This is a genomic window from Streptomyces sp. NPDC094448, from assembly GCF_044763775.1.
GTDB lineage: Bacteria > Actinomycetota > Actinomycetes > Streptomycetales > Streptomycetaceae > Streptomyces.
In genome coordinates this window covers 2,048-18,752 of record NZ_JBIWGU010000001.1, presented here as the reverse complement: position 1 = coordinate 18,752, position 16,705 = coordinate 2,048, and the positions used below count along the sequence as shown (strand labels likewise).

Genomic DNA, 16,705 nt, shown 5'->3' with positions numbered 1-16,705 from the left:
GGCTCAAGACTACTTCGTCCGGACCCGCCGATTCGCCCCGAGCCTCGCCGGACGGGGGCGCCGGGCCGGCGCCCCGCCGCCCCGCCCCTGTCGAGGGCCCGTGATCCGCTCCGTACCCGGCCGTACGGTCAGCCCGCTTCGGGGTCGCCCTTCGTGTACGAGAGCCGCTCGACCTGACCCGTCTTGAACTCGCCGTCGATCTTCTTGCCGTTCACATACAGCTCGATGGCTCCGGCGTTCCCGAGGATGAGGTTGATCCGCCGGTCGTCCTGGAAGGTGCGGGTATCGCCTTCGGCGAGGGTGCCGTCGAAGATCTTCCTGCCGTTGGCGGCCTTGGCCGAGATCCAGCTCTTGTCCTTGACGACGGTCAGCTTGACGGTGACCTTGTCGGCGGGGGCAGCGGCGATCGCGGAGTCCGAGGGTACGGGCCCGGGGGCGTCGGTGGCCCCTCCTGACGGCGGGGCCGTCCCGGCACCGGTCGACCGCTCGGCCTGCGGGCCCTTGGCGATCTGGCCCTTGCCGCCTTCGTCGTCCCCGCCGCTGAAGAGGGTGAAGCCGACGAAGCCGATGACGGCGACGATCGCCGCGACCATGGCCGCGGTCCAGTTGGGGCGGCGCGGCTCGGGACGGATCCGCTCGGCCTCGAACAGCGGGGCGGCGGGGGTCGGCGCCGGCCGCCCGCCGTGTTCGGAGTCGTACTGGGCGACCAGGGGTGCGGGGTCGAGTCCGACGGCCCCGGCGATCATCCGGATATGGCCACGGGCGTAGACGTCGCCGCCGCTACGGGTGAAGTCGTCCTGCTCGATCGCCTGGACGATCGGCACGCGGACGCGGGTGGTGGCGCTGATCTCGTCGACGGTCAGTCCGGACGCGATACGGGCCTGCTGCAGCACACGGCCGATGGAGAGCCGGTCCTCCGGGACGGAAGGCCGGTCGTCTTCGGGGGAGTTGCCGATGGACACGGGGGTGCCTTTCGAGCGTGTAACCACCTGCTGGAGGTTCAGTCTACGGGTGGTACGAAAGGGTGGGGCAACCGGGCGGAAGGAGTCTGTACGCCATCCGAAGGGCCGGTGCACCGGGGGTGTCGAGGGGGAGTTTCCACTGCCACTCTCTCCAACTTGACGTCCGGGCAAGGGAAACGGTTGCCCTGTCGTCCCGCGGGAGTGCGGGCGTCCCGCCCGTCCCGCACCGCGGTCGAAGCGCGCTCCGGCGCGTCCGCCCCCTCGGCGTGTCGCGCCGGGCGCACCCCGGCGGGTGATAAGGCCCGGAGCGGTGCCCCGGCCCGTACCGCCCGCTGCCGTGCGCGGGCCCGGACCGCCGCGGACCGTACCGCCCGGTGCCGTTCACGGCCCGCCGGGTCACAGCCCACCGGGTCACAGCCCACCGGGTCAAGGCCCGCCCGGTCATGGCGCCGACTCCCCTCTGATCACCGCCAGCACCTCGTCGAGTTCGTCCGGTTTGATCAGGACGTCGCGCGCCTTGGAGCCTTCGCTCGGGCCGACGATGTTCCGCGACTCCATCAGGTCCATCAGCCGTCCGGCCTTCGCGAAGCCGACCCGCAGTTTCCGCTGGAGCATGGAGGTCGATCCGAACTGGGTGGAGACCACCAGCTCGGCCGCCTGGCACAGCAGGTCGAGATCGTCGCCGATGTCCTCGTCGATCTCCTTCTTCTGTTTGCCGCCGACGGTGACGTCGTCCCGGAAGACCGGCGCCATCTGTTCCTTGCAGTGCCGGACGACCTCCGCGACCTCGCCCTCGGTGACGAAGGCGCCCTGCATCCTGACCGGCTTGTTGGCGCCCATCGGCAGGAACAGCCCGTCGCCCTTGCCGATCAGCTTCTCCGCGCCCGGCTGGTCGAGGATGACGCGGCTGTCGGCCAGCGACGAGGTCGCGAAGGCCAGCCGCGAGGGCACATTCGCCTTGATGAGCCCGGTGACGACATCGACGGACGGCCGCTGGGTGGCGAGCACGAGATGGATCCCGGCGGCGCGCGCGAGCTGGGTGATCCGGACGATCGCGTCCTCCACATCGCGGGGCGCGACCATCATCAGATCGGCCAGCTCGTCCACGATGACCAGCAGATACGGATACGGGGACAGCTCCCGCTCACTGCCTTCGGGCAGCTTCACCTTCCCGGCCCGGATCGCCTCGTTGAAATCGTCGATATGCCGGAATCCGAAGGCCGCGAGGTCGTCGTAGCGCAGGTCCATCTCGCGGACGACCCACTGGAGGGCCTCGGCGGCCCGTTTGGGGTTGGTGATGATGGGGGTGATCAGATGCGGGATGCCCTCGTACGCCGTCAGTTCGACCCGCTTGGGGTCGACCAGCACCATCCGGACGTCGTCGGGGGTCGCCCTTATCATGACCGAGGTGATCAGGCAGTTGATGCAGGACGACTTGCCGGAGCCGGTCGCGCCCGCCACCAGGATGTGCGGCATCTTGGCGAGATTGGCCATCACATAGCCGCCCTCGACGTCCTTGCCGAGCGCGACCAGCATCGGATGGTCGTCCTCCGCCGCGTCCGCGAGCCTCAGGACATCCCCGAGGTTGACCATCTCCCGGTCGGTGTTGGGGATCTCGATGCCGACCGCCGACTTGCCGGGGATCGGCGAGATGATGCGTACGTCCGGGCTGGCGACGGCGTAGGCGATGTTCTTGGTGAGTGCCGTGATCCGCTCGACCTTCACCGCCGGGCCCAGCTCCACCTCGTACCGGGTGACCGTCGGTCCGCGGGTGAACCCGGTGACGGCGGCGTCGACCTTGAACTCCCGGAAGACATTGGTCAGCGAGGCCACGACGGTGTCGTTGGCGGCGCTGCGCGTCTTGCCGGGGCCGCCGCGCTCCAGCAGTTCGAGGGAGGGCAGGGAGTACGTGATGTCCCCGGCGAGCTGGAGCTGCTCGGCCCGCGCGGGCAGCGGGGACGGTTCGGGCGCCGGTTTCGTCAGATCGGGTACGGGGGACCCCGCGGCCGGTGCGGCCTTCCGCGGCCTGGCGGGCCGGGGCTCCTCCGGCCGGTCGGCGTCCCGGGCGGGCGGTACCGGTGTCCCGGCGCGCCGCAGATCGGCGGTGACGTCCTTGGTCAGATCGGCCACCAGCGGCGACGGGGGAAGGCCGTTGTACACGGCCCCGTCGAGCGCCGCGGCCGCGGCGGCCGCCACGTCGACGGCGTCCATGGGCCGGTGCAGGGCGGGCTGGACGGAGCCCCGGCGGGATGGGCGCCGGGGCGCCGGCTCCGACGGTTCGGCCTCGTCGGGGTCGTACACCGGCTCGCCGCCGCGCCGGGCGGACGTCCGCCGCGGGCGTCCGCCGGAGCCGGATACGGAATCGCGCCACTGCTCGTCGTAGCGCCGGTCGTCGTCGCCGTCCTCCGTCCCACCGAAGGCACCGGGCTCCGGTCCGGGCCGGACGAGCCCCAGTCCGACCCCGAGCAGTCTCAGCCGCTGGGGAATGGCGTTGACCGGCGTCGCGGTGGTGACCAGCAGTCCGAAAACGGTCAGCAGCACCAGCATGGGTACGGCGAGGACCTCGCCCATCATGAAGATCAGCGGCTTGGACGCGGCCCAGCCGACCAGACCGCCCGCATCCTGGAGGGCGCCGCTGCCCTCGTCCCGGCCGGGTGATCCACAGGCGATGTGGACCTGTCCGAGGACGCCCACGACGAGTGCGGAGAGCCCGATCACGACCCGTCCGTTGGCATCGGGCTGCTGCGGATAGAGGATCAGCCGTACGGCGATCACCCCGAGCAGTATCGGCACGATCAGATCGAGCCGGCCGAAGGTGCCGGTGACCAGCATTTCGACGAGATCGCCGACCGGGCCGCTGAGATGCGACCAGGTGCCGGCGGCGACGATCAGCGCGATCCCGATGAGCAGCAGGGCGAGCCCGTCCTTGCGGTGGGCCGGGTCGAGCCCCTTGGCCCCGCGCCCTATACCGCGGAACACCGCTCCGACGGCACGGGCGGCCCCCATCCAGAGGGCGCGCGCCAGCCGGTACACGCCCCCGGTCGGCGAAGGCGCCTTCTTGGGCGGCGGTTTCTGTGCCGCGGACTTCTTGGCCGGTGCCTTTTTGGCGGGTGCCTTCCTGGCCGCCGCGGCCTTCTTCGCGGGCGCCGCTTTCTTGGCCGCGGGCGCACCGCTCGTACGGCCGGGGCGCGGCTTCGCGGTGCCCGCTGTGTCCTGGGAACCCTTGCCGGACGTACGTGAGGCCATGGGGGTGAGGTTACCGGTGCGAGCGGCGGTGGACACGTGTGCCCGTCGCTTCACCCCAACGTGTCGTCCGCCGGAGGGCGCGAAGGTGACGCCGGATCAGCGGCCGGGCCCGGCCGGGGCACCGGGCTCCACCGGTCCGGACCGCTCAGTTCGGCGAGGGCACCGCGGACGGGGTCCCCGCTCCCGGCTCCAGCGCGTCCAGGGCCCGGCGCAGACCGGTCAGTTTGCGCTCCAGATGGGCGGCGGTGGCAACGGCCGCGGCATCGGCGGACTCGTCGTCGAGCTGCTTGGAGAGCGCCTCGGCCTGCTCCTCGACGGCGGCGAGCCGGGCGGACAGCTCCGCGAGCAGTCCCACCGCTTCCTTGCCCGGCGAATCGGGCACCGCCCGGCCGCCGCTTTCGAGCTGGAGCCGCAGCAGTGCGGCCTGCTCGCGCAGTTGGCAGTTCTTCATGTACAGGTCGACGAAGACGGAGACCTTGGCCCGCAGCACCCAGGGGTCGAACGGTTTGGAGATGTAGTCGACCGCTCCTGCCGCATAGCCGCGGAAGGTGTGGTGCGGACCATGGTTGATAGCGGTCAGGAAGATGATCGGAATATCGCGGGTCCGCTCACGCCGCTTGATGTGCGCGGCGGTCTCGAATCCGTCCATGCCGGGCATCTGGACGTCCAGCAGGATGACTGCGAAATCGTCCGTCAACAGCGCCTTGAGCGCTTCCTCCCCGGACGATGCCCGGACCAGTGTCTGATCGAGCGCGGAGAGAATGGCCTCCAGCGCCAGCAGATTCTCCGGCCGGTCATCGACCAGGAGGATCTTGGCCTTCTGCACCATGCCCCGTCCTCCTCGCCCCGGATGGGCATCTCCCCGGCCTCGTGAGCGCGGGGTACGCACCGGGCGCCGCCCCAGGGAACGGCTCCCTTGCGCCGCCCGCCCTTGTGCCGGTCATGGTAGCCGCACCCCGCCCGCCGCCACACCCTGTCACCAGGATGTCACTGTGCACAGAGCAGAAACGTCCCGGGAGACCAGAAGGTTCCCCGAAAACCACTGTCCCACACACCTTCAGGCAGACTCAGTCAGTAACTGACAGATAAATGATCGGGTTTACCGGCAGGTCGGCCAACTCCGTAACCGCTGCCGCTCACTCCCCGCGCACGATTCACCGGTCACCCCTGCCTCATCCACTGCTCCATCACCGACAGCAGATGATCGGGATCCACCGGCTTGGTCACATAGTCGGACGCTCCCGACTCGATCGCCTTCTCCCGGTCGCCCTTCATCGCCTTCGCCGTCAGCGCGATGATGGGCAGCCCCGCGAACTGCGGCATCCGCCGGATCGCCGTCGTCGTCGCATAACCGTCCATCTCCGGCATCATGATGTCCATCAGTACGACCGTCACATCGTCATGCTGCTCCAGCACCTCGATGCCCTCCCGGCCGTTCTCCGCGTAGAGCACCGAGAGGCCGTGCTGCTCCAGCACACTGGTCAGCGCGAAGACATTGCGGATGTCGTCGTCGACGATCAGCACCTTCTCGTTGTCGAAGGCGAAGACCCGGCGCGGCTCCGCCGACGCGTCGGCATCCGCCGGAAGCTGCTCCCCGACGGCCTGCACCACCCCACCCGGCGCGACGGGCCCCTGGGCCCCGTTTCCGGCGCCGCTCGCGGCAGCGGCGGGCAGGGCCGGATTCTGCGGCAGACCACCCAGCGCCTTCCGGCGCCGCCGGAACAGCGCCGCGGGCCCCGGATCCCCGGGAATCATCCGCTCCGGCCGCTCCGGCGGCCCGCCGGCCTCCAGCGCCATACCGTCTCCCGCACCCCCGGACTGGGCGGCCGTCGCCACCGGGTGCAGCGGCAGATAGAGCGTGAACGTCGAACCGCGGCCCGGCTCGCTCGCCGCGTGGATCTCCCCGCCCAGCAGCCGCGCGATCTCCCGGCTGATCGACAGCCCGAGCCCCGTACCGCCGTACTTCCGGCTCGTCGTCCCGTCGGCCTGCTTGAACGCCTCGAAGATGACCCGCATCTTCCCGGCCGCGATACCGATACCCGTATCGGTGACGGAGAACGCGATCAGCTCCGCGTCCGGATCCCGCAGCGAACCGCCCTCCAGCAACTGCTCCCGGATCGACGCCGGCACATCGGTCCCCGCGGGACGGATCACCAGCTCCACCGCCCCCGAATCGGTGAACTTCACCGCGTTCGACAGGAGATTGCGCAACACCTGGAGCAGCCGCTGCTCGTCGGTGTGGAGCGTCGCAGGCAGCTCCGGCGAGACCCGGACCGAGAAATCGAGCCCCTTCTCCGCGGTCAGCGGCCGGAACGTGGCCTCCACATAGTCCACCAACTGCACCAGCGCGATCCGGGTCGGACTGACGTCCATCTTCCCCGCCTCGACCTTCGACAGGTCGAGGATGTCGTTGATCAGCTGGAGCAGATCGGAGCCCGCGCCGTGGATCGTCTCGGCGAACTCCACCTGCTTCGGCGAGAGATTGCCCTCCGCGTTGTCCGCCAGCAGCTTCGCCAGGATCAGCAGGGAGTTCAGCGGGGTGCGCAGCTCGTGCGACATATTCGCGAGGAACTCCGACTTGTAACGCATCGAGACCGCGAGCTGCTCGGCCCGCTCCTCCAGCACCTGCCGGGCCTCCTCGATCTCGGTGTTCTTCACCTCGATATCGCGGTTCTGCTGCGCCAGCAGCTCGGCCTTCTCCTCCAGCTCGGCGTTGGACTCCTGGAGCGCCTTCTGCCGGTTCTCCAGCTCCGCCGACCGCTCCCGCAACTGCTCGGTCAGCTCCTGCGACTGCTTGAGCAGAACCTCCGTCTTGGTGTTCACACTGATCGTGTTGACACTGGTCGCGATCATCTCGGCGATCTGGTTCAGGAAGTCCCGCTGGATATGCGTGAACGGCTGGAACGACGCCAGCTCGATCACCCCGAGGACCTTCCCCTCGAAGAGCACCGGCAGCACGATCACATACGCGGGCGAGGCCTCCCCGAGCCCCGAGGAGATCTTCAGATAGCCCGGCGGCACATTGACCTGGATCGTCCGCTTCTCCTCTGCGGCCGTGCCGATCAGCGTCTCGCCCGGCCGGAACGAGGTCGGCATCAGCCCCGCCGAATAGCCGTAGCTCGCCCGCATCTGGAGTTCGTACGAGGTCTCCTCCTCGCCCGACACATCCGAACTGCCGCCCGTGGGCATCGCCAGGAAGAACGCGCCGTGCTGCGCCGACACCACCGGCGTCAGCTCGCTCATGATCAGCGACGCCACATCGTCCAGATCCCGCCGGCCCTGCATCAGACCCGAGATCCGGGCCAGATTGCCCTTCAGCCAGTCCTGTTCCTCGTTGGCGAGGGTGGTGTCCCGCAGATTGGCGATCATCGTGTTGATGTTGTCCTGGAGGACTTGGATCTCTCCTGCCGCGTCCACATCGACCTTGAGGTTCAGATCCCCGCGTGTCACCGCCGTGGCCACCGCCGCGATCGCCCGCACCTGCCGGGTCAGGTTCCCGGCCATCTCGTTCACCGACTCCGTCAGGTCCCGCCAGGTCCCGTCCACGTCCCGGACCCGGGCCTGACCGCCGAGCTGACCGTCCGTACCCACCTCGCGGGCCACCCGGGTGACCTCACCGGCGAACGCCGACAGCTGGTCGACCATCGTGTTGATGGTCGTCTTCAGCTCCAGGATCTCCCCCCGGGCGTCGATGTCGATCTTACGGGTCAGATCGCCCTTGGCGATGGCCGTGGTGACCGTGGCGATCTGCCGCACCTGCCAGGTCAGATTGGAGGCCATCGAGTTCACCGACTCGGTCAGGTCCTTCCAGGTCCCCGACACCCCGGGTACCTGCGCCTGACCGCCCAGCTCGCCCTCGGTGCCCACCTCGCGGGCCACCCGCGTCACCTCGTCCGCGAACGACGACAGGGTCGTCACCATCGTGTTCACGGTCTCCGCCAGCTCCGCGAACTCCCCGCGCGCCTCGACCGTCACCTTCTTCGTCAGATCACCGTTGGCGACCGCCGCCGACACCCGGGCGATGTTCCGCACCTGGTTGGTCAGGTTGTTCGCCATCAGATTGACGTTGTCGCTGAGGTCCTTCCAGATACCGGTGACGCCCCGCACCCTGGCCTGACCGCCGAGCACGCCCTCGGTGCCCACCTCGCGGGCGACCCGCGTCACCTCGTCCGCGAAGTCCGACAGCTGGTCGACCATCGTATTGACGGTCGTCACCAGTTCCAGGATCTCGCCCTTGGCATCCACGGTGATCTTCTTCGACAGATCGCCCTTGGCGACCGCCGTGGTGACCTCCGCGATACTCCGCACCTGGGACGTCAGATTGTTCGCCATCGAGTTGACGGACTGGGTGAGGTCCTTCCAGGTGCCGGAGACGCCCTGGACCTCGGCCTGACCGCCGAGCATGCCCTCCGTACCGACCTCACGGGCCACCATCGTGACCTGCTCCGCGAAGTCGGACAGCTGGTCCACCATCGTGTTGATGGTGTTCTTCAGCTCCAGGATCTCGCCCCGCGCGTCGACTTCGATCTTCTGCGACAGATCACCCCGCGCGACCGCCGTGGCGACCTGAGCGATATTGCGGACCTGGTCGGTCAGATTGCCCGCCATCCCGTTCACGGAGTCCGTCAGATCGCGCCAGACCCCGGCCACCCCCGGCACCTGGGCCTGGCCGCCGAGCCGGCCTTCCGTACCCACCTCACGGGCCACCCGCGTCACCTGGTCGGCGAAGGCCGACAGCTGGTCCACCATCGTGTTGATGGTGTTCTTCAGCTCCAGGATCTCGCCCCGCGCATCCACGTCGATCTTCTGCGACAGATCACCCCGCGCGACCGCCGTCGTCACCTGCGCGATCTGCCGCACCTGCCAGGTCAGGTTCCCGGCCATGAAGTTGACGGAGTCCGTCAGCTCCTTCCAGGTGCCGCTGACGCCGTCGACCCGCGCCTGACCGCCCAGCCGGCCCTCGGTGCCCACGTCCCGCGCCATCCGGGTGACCTGGTCCGCGAAGGAGGAGAGCTGCGCCACCATCGTGTTGACGGTGTTCTTCAGCTCCAGCATCTCCCCGGCCACGTCGACGGTGACCTTCTGCGACAGATCGCCGTTCGCCACCGCCGTCGTCACCTGCGCGATGTCCCGCACCTGGCCGGTCAGGTTGCGGAACGCGGTGTTCACCGAGTCGGTGAGGTCCTTCCAGGTCCCCGCCGCACCCGGCACCCGCGCCTGACCGCCGAGCCGGCCCTCGATGCCGACCTCCCGGGCCACCCGGGTCACCTCGGATCCGAAGGACTGGAGCTGGTCCACCATCGTGTTGACGGTGTTCTTCAGCTCCAGCATCTCCCCGGCCACGTTGACCGTGACCTTCTGCGACAGATCACCGTTCGCCACCGCCGTCGTCACCTGCGCGATGTCCCGCACCTGGGTGGTGAGATTGCGGAAGACCGTGTTGACCGAGTCGGTGAGGTCCTTCCAGGTCCCGGCCGCACCCGGCACCTGGGCCTGACCGCCGAGCATCCCCTCCCCGCCGACCTCGCTGGCGACCCGCGTCACCTCGTCCGCGAAGGTCCGCAGCGTCTCCGTCATCTGGTTCACGGTCTCGGCGAGCTGGGCCACCTCGCCGCGCGCGTTCACCGTCACCTTCTGCGACAGGTCGCCGTTCGCGACGGCCGTCGTCACCTCGGCGATCGCCCGCACCTGCGACGTCAGATTCCCTGCCATCGTGTTGACCGAGTCCGTCAGGTCCTTCCAGACCCCCGCCACCCCGGGCACCTCGGCCTGGCCGCCGAGCAGCCCCTCCGTGCCCACCTCGCGGGAGACCCGGGTGACCTCCGACCCCAGCGACTGGAGCTGGTCCACCATCGTGTTGACGGTGTTCTTCAGCTCCAGCATCTCGCCGGCCACGTGCACCGTGACCTTCTGCGACAGATCGCCCTTGGCGACCGCCGTGGTGACCAGCGCAATGTCCCGCACCTGCGCGGTCAGCCGCTGCGCCATCGTGTTGACCGAGTCCGTCAGGTCCTTCCAGGATCCCGACATTCCGCGCGCCTGGGCCTGGCCGCCGAGCTTGCCCTCCGTACCCACTTCCAGCGCGACCCGCGTCACCTCGTCCGTGAACGCGGACAGCTGGTCCACCAGGCTGTTGACCGTCCGCGCCACCTTGAGGAACTCTCCGCGCAACGGCCGTACCACCCCGTCTGTGCCCTGGGACCGCAGCTCCATGCGCTGTTCGAGATCGCCGTCGGCCACCGCCGACAGGACCCGGCCGACCTCGGACACCGGCCGCGCCAACTCGTCCACCAGCGCGTTCGACGCGTCGATCGCGGCCGCCCAGGAGCCTTCACAGGCCCCGGTCTCCAGCCGCTCGGTGAGTTTGCCCTCCCGGCCGACGACCCTGCGGACGCGCGCCAGCTCACCCGTGAGGTGCAGATTCCGGTCCGCGACCTCGTTGTAGACGGCCGCGATCTCGGCCATCACATCGTCGCCCGACACGGTCAGCCGCTTGCGGAAGTTCCCGTCCCGCATCGACGTGAGCGCGGCCAGTAGCCGGTTCAGGGCGACCGAGTCCACCTCGGTCGTCCCATTGCTCCGGGACCGTCCGCCTTGTGTGCGCGTGTTTTTCGCCCGCGCCGCCACGCCAGACTCCACCGTGTCCCTCCCGCAGGGGTTGACCGTACTATCCGAGCTCGTATCGGGTGAGTGTCCAGTGTTTCACCCGTGCCGAACCAGGCCATAACAGTTCGGCAGCTTCGCGCAAACGTCCCCGCCCCCGCAGGGCGGAAACAACGGCGACCGGCACTCGCTCGGACTGCGAAGGTAAGTAACCTGGCATCCGGCTGTCCAACCGCCCCGGTCCGCCCGGCCGGGGCGACTCGGGCGCAAGCACAGGGACCGGGCGCCGGGAGGGACGGGCCGATCATGGCAGAGCCGGGTGTCGAGACGCGTACGAGGAGTTCAGTGATCACCGCTCGGGCAGCCGCCTCCTTCGACCCCGTCGGCAGGTCCGTGGCGACCGCCCGCGCCTTCGTCCGCGACACCCTCCAGGGTTGGGGGCACTCCGAGATCATCGACGATGCGGTAGTCCTGACCAGCGAACTCGTCACCAATGCCATCGTCCACGCGGGGACCTCCGCCGACGTCCTGTGTCTGCGCACCGACGAGCACGTCCGCATCGAAGTGGCCGACCGCTACCCCGAGCGCGAGATCCCGCTCCAGGGCAGCCATGTCCTCGCCCCGCTGGACAGCGAGAACGGCCGCGGACTCCAGTTGTGCTCCGCCCTCGCCTCCCGCTGGGGCGTCGAGTACACCGCAACGTTCAAACAGGTCTGGTTCCAGCTCGACCTCCCCCAGCGCCCTGTCGGTACGCGCTCCGCGGGCCCCGCCCTGCCGACCGCCCTGCTGCCCGTCGCCGACGAACGCGTCCGTGTCGCCGTGGCCCAGATCGACCGCACCGGCTCCATCGCCGTCTGGAACGAGGACGCGAAACACCTCTTCGGGTACGCAGCGGACCAGGTCATCGGCAAACCGCTGGCCGACTTCGCCGCCTGGCCGCACACTCCCGGCATCGGCACCGGGATCGCCGAGGCCCTCCAGCTCTCCCGCTGGGAGGGCAGCTACGGCATCCGGGACACCGAGGGCCGCGTCATCCCCGTCTACGCCTCCCATCTCCGGGTCCGCGATACCCACGGCGAACCGTCCACGGTCTGTCTGCTGGTACGGGACGACGAGCGCGCCGTCCTCCAGACCCCGGCCCGGATCCCCGTCGTCGACAGCGGAACCGAATCGCACTCCGCGGACCCGTTCGAGGTCTTCATCGGCTCCCCCGCGCCCGACGACCTCGACGGGCTGCTCCAGCGCACCGTCGAACGCGCCCGCGACATGCTCGACGGCGACGCCGCCTTCCTCCTGCTGGCCACGGACGACGAGACCGAACTGGAGGTCCGGGCCACCACCGGGCTTCCGTCCGCCCGCCAGCGTTTCGCCCGGGTCCCCGTCGAAGCCGGCACCGGACGGTACGGCTCCGCCCGGATGCCCGCGGTCCACGACGACCTCACCTCCGTCCCCGGCGCGGTGCCCCTCCTCAACACCACCGGCATGCGGTCCGTGGTCACCGTCCCGCTCAAGGTCGAGGGCCGTCTCACCGGCTCCATCGGGGTCGCCGCGGAGTCCGCAGGCCGCTACACCAACGAGGAAGCCCTGCGACTCCAGTTCGCGGCCGACCGGATCGCCCTCGCCGTCGAATCGGCCCGCCTCGGTGAGCTGGAACGGCTGCGCCGCGGCTCCCTCTCCTTCCTGGTCGAGGCATCCGACCTGCTCGCGGGGACGCTCGACAAGGACCAGACGCTGGCTCTGATGGCCCAGATGACGGTCCCGACCCTGGCCACCTGGTGCGCCGTCTACACCATCGCCGACCAGGCCTCCGTGCCCTATCTGAGCTATGTCCTCCACGAGGACGAGGACCGTATCGACGGGCTGAAGGCCCTGCTCTCCGAGATCGCCCCGCCGGGCCCGGTATCCACGCCCGGTGTCAGCGCCTGGACCGCCCCGGCGAAGGCCGCCCAGCAGGCTGCGCTGGAGACGTCCAAACGCGAGCTGGGGCTGGGTTCTTCCTCACCGGTCTCCTCGGGTATCGGAAGCACCCTCGCCACCGCGGCCGCGGTCGGCGGCGAGACCGTTGTGCTGCCGTTGTTCGCCCGCAACCGGGCGATCGGCATGCTGATTCTCGGCAAGCCGACGGACGAGCATTTCCGCCAGGAGATCCTGGAGCTGGCCGAGGATCTGTCCCGCCGGGCCGCCCTGGCCCTCGACAACGCCCGTCTGTACTCGGAGCGGGTCGCCATCAGCCAGTCCCTTCAGCGCAGTCTGCTGCCGCCGGAGTCGCCGCAGATCCCCGGTGTCGAGGTGGAGGTCATCTACCGGGCCGCGGGCGAGGGCAACGAAGTCGGCGGCGACTTCTACGACGTCTTCCCCATCCGGGACGGTGCCTACGGCTTCGCCATCGGTGATGTCTGCGGTACGGGCCCGGAGGCCGCCGCGGTCACCGGTCTCGCGCGGCACGCCCTGCGGCTGCTGGCCCGCGAGGGCTTCGGCGGCCCCGCGGTCCTGGAGCGGCTGAACGCCGCCATCCTCGACGAAGGCACTCGCAGCCGCTTCCTCACCCTTCTCTACGGCGAGTTGTGGCCGCAGGAGGACGGCAGCGCCCGGCTGAAGGTGGTCTGCGCGGGCCATCCCCTGCCGCTCCGGCTCCGCCCGGACGGCACGGTGGACTCCCCCGCCGAGCCCCAGCCGCTGCTGGGCGTCATCGAGGATCTGGAGCTGTACGAGGAGTCGGTGACCCTGTCTCCCGGCGATGTGCTGCTCTGTGTCACCGACGGCATCACCGAACGCCGCGAGGGCAGCCGCATGCTGGGAGACGACGGCCTTGCGGACGTTCTGACGGGCTGTACGGGCCTGACGGCCGGTGCGGTCGCTTCCCGGGTCATGCGCGCGGTGGAACGCTTCGCCGCCGAGCCCGCCTCCGACGATATGGCCATCCTGGCCCTTCGTATCCCGGAGCCCCGTAAGCCCTGAGGGGCCGGCGCCTCCATGGAAACGAAGAAGGCCCCCGCCTGATGGCGGGGGCCTTCTTTTGTACTGAGCCCCAATACGGAATCGAACCGTAGACCTTCTCCTTACCATGGAGACGCTCTACCGACTGAGCTATTGGGGCCTGCTGCGCTGTGGCAACGAGGTAAATCATATCCTGAGTTGGGGGTGCTCTGAACCATCCGGCGCAGGAAGATCACCGAACCCGTCCCCGAGTGTCTCCGCCGGCCTCTGCCGGGGCGTGCTCGGCAGGACGCCGCCCCGCAGACAGCTCCTCGCGGGCACTCTTCCCGCCCGGAAATACGGATCCGGAAATGCAGAAAGGCCCCGCACACTGTGCGGGGCCTTCCCATCAAAAATTGTTCGGCGGCGTCCTACTCTCCCACAGGGTCCCCCCTGCAGTACCATCGGCGCTGAAAGGCTTAGCTTCCGGGTTCGGAATGTAACCGGGCGTTTCCCTAACGCAATAACCACCGAAACACTATGAAACAAACAACCCGGCAATTTCACGGGTCGTTGCCTCAGAACTAACACAGTGGACGCGAGCAAATATGGACAAGCCCTCGGCCTATTAGTACCGGTCACCTCCACCAGTTACCTGGCTTCCAGATCCGGCCTATCAACCCAGTCGTCTACTGGGAGCCTTAACCCCTCAAAGGGGGTGGGAGTCCTCATCTCGAAGCAGGCTTCCCGCTTAGATGCTTTCAGCGGTTATCCTTTCCGAACGTAGCCAACCAGCCATGCCCTTGGCAGGACAACTGGCACACCAGAGGTTCGTCCGTCCCGGTCCTCTCGTACTAGGGACAGCCCTTCTCAAGACTCCTACGCGCACAGCGGATAGGGACCGAACTGTCTCACGACGTTCTAAACCCAGCTCGCGTACCGCTTTAATGGGCGAACAGCCCAACCCTTGGGACCGACTCCAGCCCCAGGATGCGACGAGCCGACATCGAGGTGCCAAACCATCCCGTCGATATGGACTCTTGGGGAAGATCAGCCTGTTATCCCCGGGGTACCTTTTATCCGTTGAGCGACGGCGCTTCCACAAGCCACCGCCGGATCACTAGTCCCGACTTTCGTCCCTGCTCGACCCGTCGGTCTCACAGTCAAGCTCCCTTGTGCACTTACACTCAACACCTGATTACCAACCAGGCTGAGGGAACCTTTGGGCGCCTCCGTTACCCTTTAGGAGGCAACCGCCCCAGTTAAACTACCCATCAGACACTGTCCCTGATCCGGATCACGGACCCAGGTTAGACATCCAGCACGACCAGAGTGGTATTTCAACAACGACTCCACAACCACTGGCGTGGCCGCTTCACAGTCTCCCACCTATCCTACACAAGCCGAACCGAACACCAATATCAAACTGTAGTAAAGGTCCCGGGGTCTTTCCGTCCTGCTGCGCGAAACGAGCATCTTTACTCGTAGTGCAATTTCACCGGGCCTATGGTTGAGACAGTCGAGAAGTCGTTACGCCATTCGTGCAGGTCGGAACTTACCCGACAAGGAATTTCGCTACCTTAGGATGGTTATAGTTACCACCGCCGTTTACTGGCGCTTAAGTTCTCAGCTTCGCAACCCCGAAAGGTCACTAACCGGTCCCCTTAACGTTCCAGCACCGGGCAGGCGTCAGTCCGTATACATCGCCTTACGGCTTCGCACGGACCTGTGTTTTTAGTAAACAGTCGCTTCTCGCTGGTCTCTGCGGCCACCCCCAGCTCAAGGCGTAAAGCCCATCACCAGGAATGGCCCCCCTTCTCCCGAAGTTACGGGGGCATTTTGCCGAGTTCCTTAACCATAGTTCACCCGAACGCCTCGGTATTCTCTACCTGACCACCTGAGTCGGTTTAGGGTACGGGCCGCCTTGAAACTCGCTAGAGGCTTTTCTCGACAGCATAGGATCATCCACTTCACCACAATCGGCTCGGCATCAGGTCTCACCCTTGTATGTGTGACGGATTTACCTACCACACGGGCTACACCCTTACCCCGGGACAACCACCGCCCGGGCTGGACTACCTTCCTGCGTCACCCCATCACTTACCTACTACCACCTCGGTTCAGCGGCTCCACCACTCCCCATCACTCCGAAGAGATCAAAGGCGGCTTCACGGCCTTAGCATCAGAGGATTCGATACTGGGCGCTTCAAAGCGGGTACCGGAATATCAACCGGTTGTCCATCGACTACGCCTGTCGGCCTCGCCTTAGGTCCCGACTTACCCTGGGCAGATCAGCTTGACCCAGGAACCCTTAGTCAATCGGCGCACACGTTTCCCACGTGTGTATCGCTACTCATGCCTGCATTCTCACTCGTGAACCGTCCACCACTGCCTTCCGGCGCGGCTTCACCCGGCACACGACGCTCCCCTACCCAACCCAACGCCCGTTGGGGCTATATGTTGGATTGACACGACTTCGGCGGTACGCTTGAGCCCCGCTACATTGTCGGCGCGGAATCACTTGACCAGTGAGCTATTACGCACTCTTTCAAGGGTGGCTGCTTCTAAGCCAACCTCCTGGTTGTCTCTGCGACTCCACATCCTTTCCCACTTAGCGTACGCTTAGGGGCCTTAGTCGATGCTCTGGGCTGTTTCCCTCTCGACCATGGAGCTTATCCCCCACAGTCTCACTGCCGCGCTCTCACTTACCGGCATTCGGAGTTTGGCTAAGGTCAGTAACCCGGTAGGGCCCATCGCCTATCCAGTGCTCTACCTCCGGCAAGAAACACACGACGCTGCACCTAAATGCATTTCGGGGAGAACCAGCTATCACGGAGTTTGATTGGCCTTTCACCCCTAACCACAGGTCATCCCCCAGGTTTTCAACCCTGGTGGGTTCGGTCCTCCACGACCTCTTACAGCCGCTTCAACCTGCCCATGGCTAGATCACTCCGCTTCGGGTCTTGAGCGCGCTACTA

General features: G+C 67.5%; 5 protein-coding genes, 1 tRNA gene and 2 rRNA genes (1 of these 8 only partly in view). 1 reads left to right on the top strand and 7 read right to left on the bottom strand.

Annotated features, from left to right (window positions below; all coding sequences use genetic code 11):
• Nucleotides 1-128 precede the first annotated feature (128 nt).
• From ACIQ9E_RS00045 to ACIQ9E_RS00030, 4 genes are all read right to left on the bottom strand, one after another.
• Complete coding sequence (locus ACIQ9E_RS00045) at nt 129-962, bottom strand: helix-turn-helix domain-containing protein (RefSeq protein WP_403699449.1); 834 nt, start codon at nt 960-962, stop codon at nt 129-131.
• A gap of 441 nt (nt 963-1,403) precedes the next feature.
• On the bottom strand, nt 1,404-4,208 hold the full coding sequence (locus ACIQ9E_RS00040; protein ID WP_403699446.1) for a DNA translocase FtsK: 2,805 nt from the start codon (nt 4,206-4,208) through the stop codon (nt 1,404-1,406).
• Nucleotides 4,209-4,353: 145 nt separating this feature from the next.
• Nucleotides 4,354-5,037: a two-component system response regulator gene (locus ACIQ9E_RS00035; protein ID WP_403699443.1), complete on the bottom strand. Its 684-nt coding sequence runs from the start codon at nt 5,035-5,037 to the stop codon at nt 4,354-4,356.
• A gap of 332 nt (nt 5,038-5,369) precedes the next feature.
• Complete coding sequence (locus ACIQ9E_RS00030) at nt 5,370-10,847, bottom strand: HAMP domain-containing protein (protein ID WP_403699440.1); 5,478 nt, start codon at nt 10,845-10,847, stop codon at nt 5,370-5,372.
• A 270-nt stretch (nt 10,848-11,117) separates the two neighbouring features.
• Between ACIQ9E_RS00030 and ACIQ9E_RS00025 the strand changes: the two genes are divergently transcribed.
• Nucleotides 11,118-13,769 (top strand): SpoIIE family protein phosphatase, encoded by a 2,652-nt coding sequence (locus ACIQ9E_RS00025; protein ID WP_403699437.1) that lies wholly within the window; start codon nt 11,118-11,120, stop codon nt 13,767-13,769.
• A 66-nt stretch (nt 13,770-13,835) separates the two neighbouring features.
• On the opposite strand, the gene ACIQ9E_RS00020 is transcribed toward ACIQ9E_RS00025, so the two are convergent.
• The 3 genes from ACIQ9E_RS00020 to ACIQ9E_RS00010 form a co-directional block, all read right to left on the bottom strand.
• Nucleotides 13,836-13,908, bottom strand: a tRNA-Thr gene (locus tag ACIQ9E_RS00020).
• Between the two features lie 237 nt (nt 13,909-14,145).
• Nucleotides 14,146-14,262: ribosomal RNA gene (gene rrf, locus ACIQ9E_RS00015) — 5S ribosomal RNA — on the bottom strand.
• A gap of 73 nt (nt 14,263-14,335) precedes the next feature.
• A 23S ribosomal RNA gene (locus ACIQ9E_RS00010) occupies nt 14,336-16,705 on the bottom strand (it continues 730 nt past the right edge of the window).